The organism is Virgibacillus sp. LDC1 (assembly GCF_025792345.1).
Taxonomy (GTDB): Bacteria; Bacillota; Bacilli; order Paenibacillales; family Paenibacillaceae; genus Paenibacillus_AQ; species Paenibacillus_AQ lautus.
In genome coordinates, this window is the sequence record NZ_JAOXLZ010000001.1 from 2839880 (window position 1) to 2854883 (window position 15004).

Genomic DNA, 15004 nt, shown 5'->3' on the forward strand with positions numbered 1-15004 from the left:
CCCTTTTACTATACGATCTCGTCTGCATTCAGACGTATTAAATATCATGGAAAACAGCCAATTCAGCTTCGATAGCAGCTTTGATCTTCTCGACGCATTCTTCCGTCGTTGCCGCGAATACACGTTTACCATTCACCAGTGCATATGGCCGCAGCTTGCACAGACCGCAAAGATTCATGCAATCCGCCCGCAGGACAGCGATTTCGGGATACAATTCCTCAAGATGCTCAAGCTCCAAAGCACTCATCAAGTTGCTGTCGCATATTTCCACAACGACAATCCCCATCCCCATCTTCATCACCACTATTCAATTTGACAATACGTTCATTCATTATGAGGAAAACGCCCGGTTTTGTCAAATCGGTCTTTGTTGAAGGTTAGTGAATGAGGGATTCCGCTCCGTCGATATAAATTTCAGTGCCGGTAATATGGGAAGCATCATCGGAGGCCAGAAATGCTACAAGCTGGGCAACCTGTGATGGCTGTCCCGGCCCGTCCGCCAACGGCTGGTCACCTTCCGGATATTCAATCGGGATCGTCACCTCGTCGAGCTCTGGCTTCTCGATGGTGCTCTCATCAATGTTGGTTGAAATCGCGCCGGGACAAATGGCATTTACCCGAATTTTATAACGTGCGAGCTCCAGAGCCGCCATCTTCATGAAAGCAACCTGTCCGGCCTTCGTGGTGCTGTATGCTGAAAAACCAAAGCCGGTAAACACCCGGTTACCGTTGATGGAGCTGGTAATGATGATGCTGCCTCCATGCTCCTTCAAATAGGGAATGGCGTATTTTACCGTGGCAAACGTTCCTCTTAGATTGGTATTGATCGTAGCATCCCATTCATCAAGCTCCATGATTTCGATTGGAGCCTTGGTCCCATTGATGCCGGCATTCGCAAACACGATATCCATCTTTCCCCACTTCTCGGCAGCTTGGCTGAAGCAATCCTTCAGCGATTCCGCCTTGGAAATATCGCAGTTGCCGGTCAGCGCTTCGCCCCCGCCTTGTTCAATCGTTTGTTTCACCTTCTCTACGCGTTCACGATCAATATCGATCAACAGCAGTTTAGCTCCTTGCTCCGCCAATAGAAGGGCTGCGGCCTGGCCGATTCCGGAACCAGCACCGGTAATGATGGCTACTTTACCATCCAAACGTTGATTTGTTGACATTGCCACAACCTCCTCGTTTAAGTTTTCCTGATTATAGATAACCCAACGAGTCCGTGTCTGAATCTTGGCTGCCTCGAGCTGTGTATGATGCGTATACGTAATTAATCTCCTCTCTGCCCAAAATCTTCAGTCCATAAAAAAGAAATCGCTCCCCGACTCATCATGGTAAACATACCAAGAGTCCGTGGGAACGATTTCTGAAATCATCCGCTATCGATGACTTGCATTTCCGATCCTATAGCTGGAATACCGCTGGTTTTACACACACCGGTTTGGATTGCGAGACTGTATATCCCGTAAAGGCAAGCTTGCCGTCTTCCGGATTCACATCAAACAATACAAGATTATTCCCGTCCCTATTGGCGACAACCAGGAACTTGCCCCCAGGCATGAGAGCAAAATGACGCGGGTGTCCGCCTTCTGTCGAAATATATTGAACCGGACTTAAGCGACCGGTATCTTCATGCACGGAGAATACAACAATGCTGTCATGTCCGCGGTTAGACCCGTATACCGTTTTGCCGTCCGCAGACACGGCAATCTCGGCGCAGTAACTCTCCCCGTCAAAATCCGCAGGCAGTGTCGATATCGTTTCCAGTATTTCTAAACGCCCCTCGTTCGGGATGTAGCGAAGCACCGTGACACTGGAATTCAACTCGTTGATGACATAAGCGTATGCACCGCTTGGATGGAACGCTAAATGACGGGGGCCTACGCCAGCTTCCAGCTGGGTTTCGCCATGAAAGCTCAATTCTTGGGTATTCTCATTTACCGTGTAAGCGAGAATTTTATCCAGTCCCAAGTCCTGTACGAACACGAATCTACCATCTGGACTGTAAAACGCCGAATGCGCTCTGCATTGCTGATCTTCCCGTACAGAAACGAGATCCGCGTGTTTCTTCTCATCCAGAAGTTCACCGGCTTGTCCATCCGTACCGATTGCATGAAGGCCTACCAAACCTCCATGATAACTCGAAACAATCAGATGCTTACTCGCTTCATCTCGCTGGATATGGCAAGTAGAGCTGCTCACACTGCGAACCCGGTTCCGTTCGGTCAGCTTGCCGGCAATAGGGTCTATCTCAAAGCTGATGACCTCGCCTGTCTTTCCGCCTTCCTCTGTAATTTCGCCAATGGCATATAAACGTCTGGCTTCCGGGTCTACGTTCAGAAAGGTCGGATTCTTAATGCCGGATACCTCATCAAGCAGCTTCAGTTCGCCGCTATTCCCGTTAAATTCATATACGCATACTCCGCTTTGGTTGTTTTCCGCATACGCACCTGTAAACAGCAGCGTACGTTGTGATGGATTCGCCATAATGCCTATCTCTCCTCTCATTTATCTATAATTTTCATGTTTTATGTAATGTACTTTCAGTTACCATGTTAACTTCAACCCTCATGAAAATCAAATGACTTGACGTCGTATGCCTGTTTGTCTTTTGTCATACCGGGTATGTATGTATTATATCGACTGAAGGAGGTATTCCCATGAAACAACCGAACAGCGAGGAAGTACGCAATCAGCAGGACACGGAGAATGACTCTCAGGAACAAAGGGACAAGGTGAAGAAACATCAGGATGTGGAGCCTCAGGCTGAGAATTGGAACCCTCGGGATCTCCCCGATCCAAACGATAACCATAAATCAAAATCATAATCGCTTATATAAGAAGGCCGCATGGCAATGTCCATGCGGCCTTCTTATTATGAATATGTCGCAAAGCTGGGATGATTAACCTTCCAACAGCAGCGACTCTGGATCTTCAAGGAGCTCTTTAACCGTTACCAGGAAGCGAACCGCTTCGGAACCATCAACGATCCGATGATCATAGGACAGTGCGATATACATCATAGGACGATTCTCCATACGCTCTGCATCAATAGCTACCGGACGAAGCTGGATTTTGTGCATGCCGAGGATACCCACCTGAGGCGTATTCAGGATCGGCGTAGACAACAGCGAACCGAAGACACCGCCATTCGTGATCGTAAATGTACCGCCTTGCAGCTCAGACAAGGACAGCGCATTATTGCGAGCCTTCGCAGCAAGGTTGCCGATTTCTTTCTCAATCTCGGCAAAGCCAAGACGATCAGCATCGCGAACGACCGGAACAACAAGTCCTTCTTTCGCGGATACCGCAATACCGATATCATAGAATTTCTTCACAACAATATCATCGCCATCGATCTCGGCATTCAGATGCGGGAACCTCTTCAACGCACCTACAACCGCTTTGGTGAAGAAGGACATGAAACCGAGGCCTACGTCATGCTTCTCCTGGAAAGCTTGCTTACGACGTTTGCGCACATCCAGGATTGCTGTCATATCCACTTCATTGAAGGTCGTCAGCATGGCAGCCGTATGCTGCGCTTCGACCAAACGATTCGCAATCGTTTGACGACGGCGGGACATGCGTGTGCGTTCTACCGGCTTTCCATACTCAGCGGCCGGAGCTTGTGCTGCCGGTGCAGCTGTGGAAGCTGCTGGCTTGCTTGGTGCTGCAGGCTGCTTGGCTTCATTATGATTCTTCACATCATCATGGTAAATCCGACCGATCGGGTCGCGGCCCTGTACCTGGTCCAGATCAATCCCGCGTTCACGAGCCAGTTTGCGTGCGGATGGCGATGCAGTCAGACCCGCTCCTTCCTCGTTCTGAGCCGGTACCGGAGCTTGCGGCTTCGGTGCTTCTGCCGCCGGTGCCGGAGCAGCCGCCGTTTGCGCGGATGCAGGAGCTTCAGCTGCCTTCGGTGCCGGTGCGCTTGCAACGCCTTCCTGCGGAGAAATTTGACCGATCACTTCACCGATCGTTACATTCTCCCCTTCTTGACGAAGGATTTTTTCCACAACGCCTTCTGACTCTGCGCTAATTTCAAGATTAACCTTATCCGTTTCTAACTCGAGCAGCACATCACCGATGTTAACGCTATCCCCTTCTTTAACGTGCCATTTGAATATCGTTCCTTCGGTGATGGATTCGCCCATAGCTGGTACAGTAATTTCGCTCACAGCCGCTACCTCCCCAATGAGATCTCTTGATTTATAGTTTTACGATTAAGGGCAAAAGAAATGATGGTCTGTTGCTCATAAGCATGAACATCCTGATAGCCGCTAGCAGGGCTCGAACGCTCAGGACGTCCGCTGTAACGGACCTCTGTGCCTTTAGGTGCAATTTCACGAATTCTTGGTTCCATGAAGCTCCAGCTGCCCATGTTCTGAGGTTCTTCCTGAACCCACAGAATCTCTTTCAGGTTCGGATACTTCTGCAATACACGGGAAATTTCTTCTTTCGGGAACGGATACAGCTGTTCCACACGAAGAATATGAATCCAGGACTGATCCTGATCCTTCTGTTTATCCAGTGCGTCCTCCAAATCGATCGCAACTTTCCCCGAGCATAGCACCAGGCGTTCCACCTTCTTCGGTGATTGGCCAAGACCCGGCTGTTCCATCACTTTCTGGAAACCGCCCTCACTGAACGCGTTCACAGGCGATGCCACGCGTGGATTTCGGATCAAGCTCTTCGGAGCCATGATCACCAGCGGTCTAGCATCTTCCGTTTCGGTCAATGAAGCCTGTTTGCGCAGCAGATGGAAATACTGGGCAGCGGAAGTCAGATTCGCAACCGTCCAGTTGTCTTCTCCACTCAGCTGGAGGAAGCGTTCCAATCTTGCACTGGAGTGCTCAGGACCATTCCCTTCATACCCGTGAGGAAGCAGCATCACCAAGCTGGACTTCTGTCTCCATTTCGAGCGGCCGGCTGTGATGAACTGGTCAATGATGACCTGGGCACAGTTAACGAAATCGCCATACTGCGCTTCCCAGATAACCAAGGTCTCAGGAGAGTACACATTGTAGCCATATTCAAATCCAACAACGGCTGCTTCGGTTAACGGGCTGTTATGGATCGCGAACGAAGCCTTAGCTTGCGGCAACCGGTGCAGCGGGCAGAAGGTCTCCCCATTAACCGCATCATGAAGCACGAGGTTACGATGGGCAAATGTTGCACGTTCAGCATCCTGTCCCGTAATCCGGATCGGCTTGCCGTCTGCAAGAATCGTAGCGAATGCCAGCGTTTCGGCATGGCCCCAGTCCACCTTCTCGCCTTCGTCGAGCGAGTTGCTGCGGCGCTCGAGGATACGTTGAAGCTTCGGATATACCGTAAAGCCTTCCGGCCACTGCAGGAGCTCGCGATTAATCCCGCGCAGCACTTCTGCAGATACATTCGTAGCTGCTTCGGTCTTGGATTTACCGTCCGTAGCGTTCAATCCAAGCAGGATCTGATCAACAGGATCCTTCAACTTCACGCTCTCGTAAGAATTCTTCAGGACCTCCAGGACGCTATTCTTCAGACCATCCACTTGTTCTTGGGTCAGAATGTTTCCATCCACCAGCTTCTTCATATAAATCGTGCTGACGGTTGGATGATTCTTCACCTTCTGATAGATCAGCGGCTGGGTTGTTTCCGGATCATCGGTTTCGTTGTGGCCATATTTCCGGTAGCCCACAAGATCGATCAGAATGCTCTTCTTGAACTTGTTGCGATAATCGCTCGCAAGACGAGCAACCGCGATACATGCTTCCGGATCATCCGCGTTCACGTGGATAATCGGAATCTCATATCCTTTCGCCAAATCACTCGCATAATGAGTCGATCTGGAATCTCTGCCTTCCGTCGTGAATCCGATACGGTTATTCACGATAATGTGAATCGATCCGCCCGTACGGAACGCCGGCAGTTTATTAAAGTTCAAGGTTTCCGGCACGATCCCTTCGCCAGGGAACGCGGAATCACCATGAATCTGAATGCTAAGCGCTTTGTTTACATCCTGCTTCGGATATCCCGCTTCACTGCGATCCTCCTGAGCAGCACGAGCAAAGCCCTCTACCACCGGATTGACATATTCCAGGTGACTCGGATTGTTCGCGAGGGTAATGCGAACCTGCCGTGCTTCATCCTTCTTCAGATAACGGTCCGCACCCAAGTGATACTTCACGTCACCTGTCCAGCCGTAGTTAATGCCCATGGAGCCTTCGGATGGAACGAGATGTTTATTCGGAGAGTGCATGAACTCCGAGAAAATCTTGCTGTAATCCTTGCCCAGCACATGAGCCAGGACGTTCAAACGACCGCGGTGCGCCATTCCCACGAGGATGGAGTTAACATCCACTTCGGCCATTTGACGAACGATCTCGTCAAGCAGCGGAACGAGTGCTTCGTTGCCCTCAACCGAGAAGCGTTTCGCACCTACGAACGTACGGTGCAGGAATTCCTCGAATTGCTCGGCCTCAAGCAGCTTCTTCAAAAGCCCTTTGCGCTCGTCTACGCTCATGCCGGACAAATAACGTCCCGATTCGGCCTGCTGATTGAGCCATTTGCGTTCTTCTTCATCGTGAACGTGGCTAAATTCATAGGCAATGGAGCCTGTATATAGTTGTAACAGCCGCTGGATTGCCTCTAAGCCATTCTTGATATCGCTAGGAGCCTCCTCCCAGACGATCTCTGCAGGCAGGGCTGCCAAATCCGCTTGGCTGAGTTGGTAGCTTTCTGGTTGAAGCAGACGCGTGTCAGCTTCGTTTCCAATTCCAATCGGATCAATGTCGGCGGCCAGATGACCGTAGGTTCTAATGTTCCATACCAGTTTGCCGGCAGCTACCCCTTTTTTCAGTAATTGCGGGTCGTAGCTAACACCTTGTCCCTGCGAATCCGCTTTCTTTTCATTGTTTTCCAAAGATGGAGGCGGTCCCCAGCTGGCGAACAGCTCACGGTATCCTGGCTCCACAGATTGCGGGTCTTGCAAAAACTTCTCATACTGATCTTGAATGTACCCCAAGTTCGGACCGTGATATTTCTGCCAAGGTCCCTCTGTCATTCTGTCAAGGGTCTTCATCGCTGACTCCCTCCGTCAGATTATTTTGATTGCTCAAGGACGGAATTTCTAATTTTACATTTTACATTAAATAAACGTTTTCTTACGATTACATTATAATACACTTGGCCTCAATACCGAAAATACCCTTTATATATAATAATGATCTCAGAAACAGATGAATTTGCGTCAATTTTTTGACGATTTGTCCGTGACCCTCCCATTTCCCTGTACATGATTCCAATTAAAGTCATTTATCTGAAAAAATATCCACTTCCAGCCAGTCCATCTGCCGCAGCGGTTCGGGGCCGGTATCCATCCCCAGCAGCTGGAGAAGCTGTTTGGCGTTGTCGGAAGCATCGCCCCCCGAATTGTTGTTGAATATAATCCAGCACTGCTTCGACTTCTCAAGCAATTGCTCTATCCATTCCTTCCACTGCTCCAATTCCTCTAAGCTGTAACGATATAAATATCGCACCTCGCGCCAGTTGGGCTGACCGCTGGAGTGCCACCCTTCGGCGTTACGTCCATGCATCCGGATCATCACAGCCTCTGTACCCGATGTCTCAAGCACGACCGGTACGGATCCAATGCCTGCTTGCGGCTCGTCGGCAATGCTGTGGATCCAGCCCTCGCTTCGCATAAACTCAAGCGTCTTCTCCCGAAACTCCGGCGCATACCAGCTCTGATGCCGAAATTCCAGCGCTATCGGAACATCCTTCATCCACTCCCGCGTACGCTTCAGAATGTCCACATGTTTGCGTTCGCAACCGAACCATGGCGGATATTGAAAAAGAACGGTTCTTAATTTGCCCGCAGCCCGCAATTCCTCGACTGACGTGAGCAAATGATCAAACATCGTTTTGACGCTCGGGTATCTGTCCTTGCCCTGGCCGCGTGCATGACCCGTCATGCCTTGATAAGCTTTAACAATAAAACCAAAGTGGTCTGGGACGGCAGCTGCCCACTTATTCATTTGTTCCGGTGAAGGTATGGCATAGAACGAGTTGTCCATCTCCACGATGGGAAAATGTCGGCTGTACATTTCCAGCCTGTCCGAAGGCCTCGCCCCTTCATCATACAGCTTGTCATGATCTCCCCATCCGGACAGCCCAACCTGAATCACATGCTCATGCTTTTCTTCCTTTAACATAACAATCCTCTCATCCACATGATTTACCATATCGGGGACTTCTATTAATTAACCTCATACGGGATCTTTCAAAAGCAGGCAACCCCTTACTGATTTTACCAACGCCTTCATAAACGTTACTTCTGATCGTAAAAAATATGATGCGCCTCCAACGCTCCGTTTAGGATGAGAATCCTCCCATAGGAGTACCTGGGCTGGCGCCTTTTATCCGTGGCGGAACCGGGATTGAAGAGCAGCACCCCTTGTTCATGTTCTTTAAACGGGATATGGGAGTGACCGAACAAGATACAGTCCACCTCCGTGTCAGCAAAAGCTTTCCTTGCCCGGGAGGGGGTTGTTCCTCCTTGTCCGTGCCCATGCACAATACCGATGCGTTTGCCTTCGATTTCGACCAGCTTCTTGTAACCTAACCGTTCTATGATCCGCTCGTCGTCAACGTTTCCGGCTACTCCTTCCACCGGAGCGTATTGACTAAGCTGTTCATAGAGCTCCCAATTGGACCAGTCTCCTGCATGAAGAATAAGATCCGAATGTCTTACATCTTCAAGCAGCGAGGCTGGGAGCTCTTTCGCTTTTCTTGGCATATGGGTGTCTGACAATACCGTAATCCGAAATGGATGACTCATCTTGATTGACCCCTTCTTCATGATTTGAAATGCTGGGATATCTGCTTTCTGACACTAATTTATATCCTACCAAATAAACGAATTCAAATAAAACCGCGCAGGTGAACTGCGCGGTTTTGTTGGTCTGTTGCAGACAGAAAAAATTTCCAATCATAAGTTTTAGTTTGTCCTGGTGCTGAATACAATGTACGAGCATGAAGGTACAAGCTTTCTTATCTATGTTCATGACGAGAGGTGGAAGTCAATGAGTATTTTTATAAGCTACATGATTCTGGGACTTTCTCTATCAGCCCCCGTAGGCCCGGTCAATGCAGCGCAGCTCGACAAGGGGATCAAAAAAGGTTTTTGGCATGCATGGCTGTTCGGAATCGGTGCGGTCCTGGCGGACATCCTTTATATGATCCTGGTCTACCTGGGCGTTGTTCACTTTCTGAATACACCGTTCATGCAGACCTTCCTGTGGCTGTTCGGCGCCTTTGTTCTTATCTATTCCGGGCTGGAAAGCATCCTGAATGCCAATAAAGTGACGATCAGTCAAGACAGCAATGAAGATTCGTTGTGGAAAAGCATGCTCTCCGGGTTTCTCATGTCCGTGTCCAATCCGATGACGATCCTGTTCTGGCTGGGCATCTATGGCTCAATTCTCGTTAAAACCGCAGCGGACGACGGATCCGCCAATCTGTTTCTCTACAGCGTGGCCGTCATCACCGGGGTTGTGATATGGGATTTGTTCATGGCTGCCCTCGGCAGTGTATTCCGCCGATATTTAAGCAATAGAGCGCTCTCCCTGGTCTCCATTCTTTCCGGAATCTCGTTGATCATCTTTGGCGTCTATTTTGGAATTCGGGCTCTCGCCCTGCTATATCCGCTCATATTCTAACGGGCTGGTTTGGGACGAAACTTGGGCTTGTCCGCCTCCCTGGCGTGGCCTTGGCCGGATTTCTTCCACACGGCGCGCATGCATAGGACAACCAGACCGATTACCAGGATAAACCCCAGACTGATCCAGAGCCCCGGGCGACTTGTGGGGTGCAGTGCGGTTCCACTGACCGCTCCCGCGATTAAAAGCATCCCGATGTATCTTTTGATCTTGCCCCAAACCGTAAGCTCTATGAGTCGGCCTGCCGATATGAGGATGAAGAACCAGTTATACAGCAGCATTAGTCCTGCACCCGTGGTCAGATACTCATAAATCTTGCCTGGCATGAGCAGAGACAACACAATCGATACAATCAATCCGATAGCTGTAAGGGATAGTGCGTATATGGGCGTATCCCGCTTAAATTTTTTCCTGGAAAAAAGCTTGGGAGCGTCCTTATCTTCAGATAACGTAACGAGCATCGTGGTCACAGCATACAGCGAAGCCACCATGGTTGAGAAACCGGCTATAATCAATACAGCATTAAATATATGCGGGATAAAAGGAAGCTGGTAGGAGCTTAGCGCCACAACAAAGGGACTTTTCGTCGTGGAGAATTGGTTCCAAGCCACCATAATCACCGCCATGCCAATCGAAAGTACGTATACGATGGATAGCAGCAGAATCATCACTCTACCCGCTTTGGGCGCTTCCTTCGGATTCTTCAAGCGAATCGCCATGACCCCCATGACTTCAATTCCGCCAAAGGCATAAAATGCAAAAATTAGAGACGACCACATGCCCATGCCACCTGCCGGAAAAAAGGCATTGAAACTGCCTGGAACGTGCGGCTTCGTCCCTCCTTTTAACCACCCCATCAAAGCGGCAGCAGCAATAACGAGAAACATGACAATCGCGGCGACTTTAATCACGGCCAATACATTCTCCAACCGGTCGAAGCCTTTGTTCCCGATCCATATGACAAACAGTCCCAATACGGCAAAACCTGACGCAAATATCCACATCGGAACGCCTGGAAACCAAAAACGCGAGAATATCGCAAGCGCCGTCATCTGGCTCCCCATAATCAACACTTCGGAACACCAGTACATCCACCCTGTAGAAAAGCCTGCCCATCGGCCATAGGCTTTTTTGGCATAGGTTCGGAACGAGCCCTTCTGCGGATCGTCGGCCGTCATTCGTGACAGCACATCAAACACAAAGAAGGTGGCTGTCGCCGCCAATATAATCGAAAGAAGAAAAGCCGGTCCTCCAAGCCGGATACCTAATGCGGATCCAAGAAAATAGCCTGTGCCGATCGTTGATGCAACCCCCAGCAGCGATAGCTGCCACCATCTCAAGTTCCCTGCCTCCGTCTTCGCCCCTTTGTTCACGGTTCAGTCCTCCAGATTATTGTTATGGGTTCGTTCAAAACTTTCCTTATTATGAAGGGAACCTTCGTGATTTATGTACCGCGGATCCCAACCTAAAAATGCCTTATGGCAAAGAGAAGCCATGGAATTAAGCACATATCCAGCCTGTGGCTGGGTGCTCTCGCATATTTTGGTTGTTCCCCGAGAAACCTAAACGAAAGAAAGCTGAATTGGGGGATCACAGATGTCAGGAGCTCGCGGTATTCCAACAAATCAGGCGTTTATGATTATGATGCTTACGGCCGGCTTGACCAATCATGTCATGATCATACCTGTGCTTCTGGAGAAATCCGGACGGGATGCCTGGATCACCATTATCGTGTCAGCCGTATTATTCATGCCCTGGATTCTGCTTATTTACCGGATCATTCAAAAGGTCGGCAATCGTTCTATCACGCAAGCGTTGGACGAAAGCAGCGGCAGAGGCGCTCGAATACTGGCGATGAGTATGTCCGGTCTGTATTTTTTCACCTTTGCCTTTTATACCTTAAAGGAAGTTATCGATTGGACAAAGTCGACCTATATGATCCAAACTCCCGTTATTGCTACCGCGTTGTTACTCGTGGTGTTATGTCTTGTCAGCGTAAATCACGGCATAAAGACCATCGGCGTTTCAGCCGGAATCTTGCTTCCTTTCGTTGTAATGCTAGGCATATTCGTATCCTTGTCCAACCTGAAAGTGAAAAATTACAGTTACTTGCTCCCTGTACTTGAGGGCGGCTTTATGCCGGTGCTGAGCGGAATCCCGACCATGTTGGGGGGGCTGTCCCAATTTATCTTGATCTTGTTTCTGCGGCCTCACCTGCAGAAAAAGCCCGGTTTCCTTACCATCCTGCTCATCCATCTTGTTCTCGTATTCCTCACGTTTGGACCCACGATCGGCGGCATTGCCGAATTTGGACCCGAAGAAATGAAGCTTCAGCGTTATCCTGCCTATGAACAGTGGCGTCTCGTAAAGTTAGGAAAATTCGTGGAGCATGTCGATTTTTTATCGATTTTCCAATGGCTTAGCGGAGCTTATGTCTCGATTTCGATTTCGATTTTTTTGCTCTGCGAAACCGTTCTTCCCAAGTCCAGGCAAAGTGTTGGCGTATTAGCCGTCTCCACGCTGCTGATCATTCTGTGTGCCTCACCGATCAGCAATTTGAAAATGTACTATGCCATGGCCGACTACTTCTTGCCCGCATCCGCTGTCTATATCACCGTCTTAAGTCTGCTCTTGTTCTTCTTGATCCGCAAGCCACAACAACAACAACAACAACAACAACAGACTTCAGCGAAAGGAGAATCTCAACAATGACCATAACAGAACAACAACTCCGAGAGCGTTATGCCGATTCCGATGACATCTATATCACGTCTTATCCGGGTGCGGAAGGCGATACGCTGCCATGGGCGATCATGGTTTACAATCCGATGATGTGCGATCCGCAGATGATGTCCAAGATTCTGCTGCCTGTTATCAGCAAAGAATGGAATTTATCCGTTCCCCAGAAGCAGCCGTTCGATCCAAATCTTCTGGATTATCATCTTACCCTGGACTCTTCGGAGTCCAACATGGAATCGTTCGATGATATTGTTTACTCTGGCTATGTTGCGTTGTATTTTCCTAAGGAGAACAAGCTGTATTCTTACAGCGCTAGTAAAAGTATTACACGTGCACCGGAAGAGAGTGCCTCCGTAACCTCTGTCAAAGGACCTCGCGACGGATTTGTCGAGGAATTGGATATCAATGTATCGCTTATACGGAAACGGTTGAAATCTCCCGAGCTTGTCTACTCCTCCTTTAAGCTGGGCGACAAGAGCAAAACCTCCGTCGGCATCATGTATTTAAAGGACAAGGTGATACCGGAGACCGTCAAGGAGGTCGTGGATAAACTAAATCATTTCACTGGGGACCCTCCCGTGGGCATCGGCGAGCTTGCAGAACATTTATCGCCTTATCGCTTCACGGTCCTCCCGATGTTCGATTATACGGGCAGAACGGATTTAGCATACGATTCTTTAACGCGCGGACGTTTAATCATTATTATGCAGGGAAGTCCCGTGATATTGATTGCGCCTGCCAGCTTCATGCAGCTGGTGTTTGCCGCGGAAGATCCCCAAATGCCGTTTTATTTCGTCATGCCTTGGAGAATTTTAAGGCTGGTTGGATTCTTGCTCTCCGTTCTGCTCCCAGGATTTTATATTACTTTGATGTCGTTTCATCAGGATCAAATTCCTTTTCCCTTGCTCGCAACCATTGCCAACACCCGGCTAGGAATGCCCATACCGACCGGAATCGAAATGCTGGTCATTCTGTTCCTGCTCACCTTGCTGCGGGAAGCTGGCATGCAAATGCCCTCACCCATTGCATCCACCATTACGGTTGTTTCGGGTATCATCATCGGTGACGCTGCGATTCGGGGCGGCTTTTTCTCGCCGACGATGACGGTAGTCGCTGCACTTGCCTTTGTTGCGGGCTCCACTCACTCCAATCAGGATTTTGTTGTCTCTCAGACGATTCTTCGCTTTTTTGTCCTTACCCTGTCCTCCCTGTTCGGGTTATTCGGCTTCTTCATATCGGTCTTCATCATCGTTCAGTATGCAGCCCACCATAACCCTTTCGGACAGCCATACCTTGCCCCCTTCTCCCCCTTCTCTAAATCCAAAATCTTGGGCAATCTCATGCGAGTCCCGGGGAAACGAAAAAAAGGCGGCGCGCTATGAAACGGGCATGGATTCTCGTATGTATAGTATCTTTGCTGCTCTCAGGCTGCTGGGACAACAAAGAAGTTCAGGATATCAACTATATTACGGCTATGGGCGTCGATTATAAGGACGACAAGTATATTATCTATGTGCAGATGCTGGACTTCGCAACGATTGCCAAACAAGAAAGCAGCAAGCCAACGGAGAAAGCGCCGATTTGGGTCGGCCGAGGAACCGGCACCACTTTGACTGAAGCCCTGATCGATTTATATACATCGAGTCAGCAGCGGATCTCTTGGGGCCATGTCACGGCCTTGGTCCTTTCGGAATCGGTATTAAAACCTAAGCAGTTGTCCCAAGTGTTCGATTTGACCAACCGTTCGCAGGAAATCCGTTACACGAAATGGATTTATGGCACCCAGGATAAAATGGAGGATCTCTTTACGGTGTCGCCGTTCTTCCAGCTCTCACCCCTGCATTCGCTGCTTCATGAACCCAGAGAAAGCTATATCCAGTTCTCGTTTATACGTCCGATTCAATTCGTGAACTTTATTCGTCTCTACCGGGAAAAAGCCGCTACCGTCGTATTGCCCTCCCTTCATATTTCGGCTCAAAATTGGTCGGAAAATTTGAAGCAGCATCCGATTTTAGAAGTGAACGGCGGCTTTCTTATCAAGAACAAGGAATTGATGGGTTGGCTCAAACGATCCGATCTGCTGGGCATCCGCTGGTTAGCATCGCCTCAATCCCACGCTGCCATCATTGTTCGGGGCAACGACGAAGCCGTCGGGAGCATACGGCTGGAGAAGCCCCAATCCTCGATTGAAGTTATCCGTAAACCAAATGATGCGTCGTATCGGATCAAGCTGAATATCATCGGGACGGTACAGAATATGTACAAAAAGGTGGGAATTAAGGAGATGAAGCGCCTAACGGAAGATACTCTGCGAAAAGAATTGTATAATACCTTCCATAAAGCAGCATTGATCCACGCGGATCCCTACGAGCTATGTCTCCAATTGTACCGGATCGATCCGAAGCTCTGGAAGAAATTAGAGAAAGAGAAAAAGGATATCTACGACGAAACGTCGCTCGAGTTTGACATCGATGTCAATATCCGATACTGGGGACAACGCAAAAGCCTGAACCGATAAGGGGCTTCCTGGACTAGCTGCTGTTCCCCGAAATGTGATAACAACCAAA

At 49.3% G+C, this 15004-nt stretch carries 13 protein-coding genes; 5 read left to right on the forward strand and 8 right to left on the reverse strand.

The annotated features are described in order from the left end of the window. Positions 1-37: 37 nt before the first annotated feature. The 3 genes from OHJ21_RS12555 to OHJ21_RS12565 all read right to left on the reverse strand — a co-directional run bounded on the left by OHJ21_RS12555 (position 38) and on the right by OHJ21_RS12565 (position 2487). Positions 38-292 carry a YuzB family protein gene (locus OHJ21_RS12555; RefSeq protein WP_009590675.1) on the reverse strand — a complete coding sequence of 85 codons (255 nt, stop codon included), beginning with the start codon at positions 290-292 and terminating at the stop codon, positions 38-40. 85 nt (positions 293-377) lie between these two features. Next, positions 378-1169, reverse strand: coding sequence for an SDR family oxidoreductase (locus tag OHJ21_RS12560; protein WP_100537948.1), 792 nt, complete (start codon positions 1167-1169; stop codon positions 378-380). 235 nt (positions 1170-1404) lie between these two features. Then, positions 1405-2487, reverse strand: a complete 1083-nt coding sequence (locus OHJ21_RS12565; RefSeq protein WP_100537949.1) for a lactonase family protein — start codon at positions 2485-2487, stop codon at positions 1405-1407. 173 nt (positions 2488-2660) lie between these two features. Between OHJ21_RS12565 and OHJ21_RS12570 the strand changes: the two genes are divergently transcribed. Beyond that, positions 2661-2828 carry a hypothetical protein gene (locus OHJ21_RS12570; protein WP_165789659.1) on the forward strand — a complete coding sequence of 56 codons (168 nt, stop codon included), beginning with the start codon at positions 2661-2663 and terminating at the stop codon, positions 2826-2828. A 75-nt stretch (positions 2829-2903) separates the two neighbouring features. Here the strand turns inward: OHJ21_RS12570 and odhB are convergent, their stop codons facing one another. The 4 genes from odhB to OHJ21_RS12590 all read right to left on the reverse strand — a co-directional run bounded on the left by odhB (position 2904) and on the right by OHJ21_RS12590 (position 8818). After that, positions 2904-4178 (reverse strand): 2-oxoglutarate dehydrogenase complex dihydrolipoyllysine-residue succinyltransferase, encoded by a 1275-nt coding sequence (gene odhB, locus OHJ21_RS12575; protein ID WP_100537950.1) that lies wholly within the window; start codon positions 4176-4178, stop codon positions 2904-2906. Positions 4179-4183: 5 nt separating this feature from the next. Next, positions 4184-7060, reverse strand: coding sequence for a 2-oxoglutarate dehydrogenase E1 component (locus tag OHJ21_RS12580; protein ID WP_486020196.1), 2877 nt, complete (start codon positions 7058-7060; stop codon positions 4184-4186). A 229-nt stretch (positions 7061-7289) separates the two neighbouring features. After that, a complete protein-coding gene (locus OHJ21_RS12585) occupies positions 7290-8192 on the reverse strand; it encodes a DUF72 domain-containing protein (RefSeq protein WP_243390758.1) in 903 nt (300 codons plus the stop codon). Positions 8193-8308: 116 nt separating this feature from the next. Further along, positions 8309-8818, reverse strand: a complete 510-nt coding sequence (locus tag OHJ21_RS12590; RefSeq protein ID WP_100537953.1) for a metallophosphoesterase family protein — start codon at positions 8816-8818, stop codon at positions 8309-8311. A 244-nt stretch (positions 8819-9062) separates the two neighbouring features. Between OHJ21_RS12590 and OHJ21_RS12595 the strand changes: the two genes are divergently transcribed. Further along, a complete protein-coding gene (locus OHJ21_RS12595; RefSeq protein WP_486020197.1) occupies positions 9063-9698 on the forward strand; it encodes a LysE family transporter in 636 nt (211 codons plus the stop codon). On the opposite strand, the gene OHJ21_RS12600 is transcribed toward OHJ21_RS12595, so the two are convergent. Then, complete coding sequence (locus OHJ21_RS12600; protein ID WP_100537955.1) at positions 9695-11071, reverse strand: amino acid permease; 1377 nt, start codon at positions 11069-11071, stop codon at positions 9695-9697. The genes OHJ21_RS12595 and OHJ21_RS12600 overlap by 4 nt on opposite strands. A gap of 223 nt (positions 11072-11294) precedes the next feature. Between OHJ21_RS12600 and OHJ21_RS12605 the strand changes: the two genes are divergently transcribed. The 3 genes from OHJ21_RS12605 to OHJ21_RS12615 are packed head-to-tail and all read left to right on the forward strand — an operon-like array spanning position 11295 to position 14955. Beyond that, a complete protein-coding gene (locus OHJ21_RS12605) occupies positions 11295-12410 on the forward strand; it encodes a GerAB/ArcD/ProY family transporter (protein ID WP_100537956.1) in 1116 nt (371 codons plus the stop codon). After that, positions 12407-13819 carry a spore germination protein gene (locus OHJ21_RS12610; protein ID WP_100537957.1) on the forward strand — a complete coding sequence of 471 codons (1413 nt, stop codon included), beginning with the start codon at positions 12407-12409 and terminating at the stop codon, positions 13817-13819. Before OHJ21_RS12605 ends, OHJ21_RS12610 begins: the two co-directional genes overlap by 4 nt. Further along, the gene (locus OHJ21_RS12615; protein WP_100537958.1) at positions 13816-14955 is read left to right on the forward strand and encodes a Ger(x)C family spore germination protein; all 1140 of its coding nucleotides are present in this window, start codon (positions 13816-13818) and stop codon (positions 14953-14955) included. Before OHJ21_RS12610 ends, OHJ21_RS12615 begins: the two co-directional genes overlap by 4 nt. Positions 14956-15004: the final 49 nt, after the last annotated feature.

Coding starts and splice junctions, on each gene's coding strand:
- OHJ21_RS12555 (WP_009590675.1), bottom strand. CDS start 292: ATGGGGATGGGGATTGTCGTTGTGGAAATATGCGACAGCAACTTGATG.
- OHJ21_RS12560 (WP_100537948.1), bottom strand. CDS start 1,169: ATGTCAACAAATCAACGTTTGGATGGTAAAGTAGCCATCATTACCGGT.
- OHJ21_RS12565 (WP_100537949.1), bottom strand. CDS start 2,487: ATGGCGAATCCATCACAACGTACGCTGCTGTTTACAGGTGCGTATGCG.
- OHJ21_RS12570 (WP_165789659.1), top strand. CDS start 2,661: ATGAAACAACCGAACAGCGAGGAAGTACGCAATCAGCAGGACACGGAG.
- OHJ21_RS12580 (WP_486020196.1), bottom strand. CDS start 7,060: ATGAAGACCCTTGACAGAATGACAGAGGGACCTTGGCAGAAATATCAC.
- OHJ21_RS12585 (WP_243390758.1), bottom strand. CDS start 8,192: ATGTTAAAGGAAGAAAAGCATGAGCATGTGATTCAGGTTGGGCTGTCC.
- OHJ21_RS12590 (WP_100537953.1), bottom strand. CDS start 8,818: ATGAGTCATCCATTTCGGATTACGGTATTGTCAGACACCCATATGCCA.
- OHJ21_RS12595 (WP_486020197.1), top strand. CDS start 9,063: ATGAGTATTTTTATAAGCTACATGATTCTGGGACTTTCTCTATCAGCC.
- OHJ21_RS12605 (WP_100537956.1), top strand. CDS start 11,295: ATGTCAGGAGCTCGCGGTATTCCAACAAATCAGGCGTTTATGATTATG.
- OHJ21_RS12610 (WP_100537957.1), top strand. CDS start 12,407: ATGACCATAACAGAACAACAACTCCGAGAGCGTTATGCCGATTCCGAT.
- OHJ21_RS12615 (WP_100537958.1), top strand. CDS start 13,816: ATGAAACGGGCATGGATTCTCGTATGTATAGTATCTTTGCTGCTCTCA.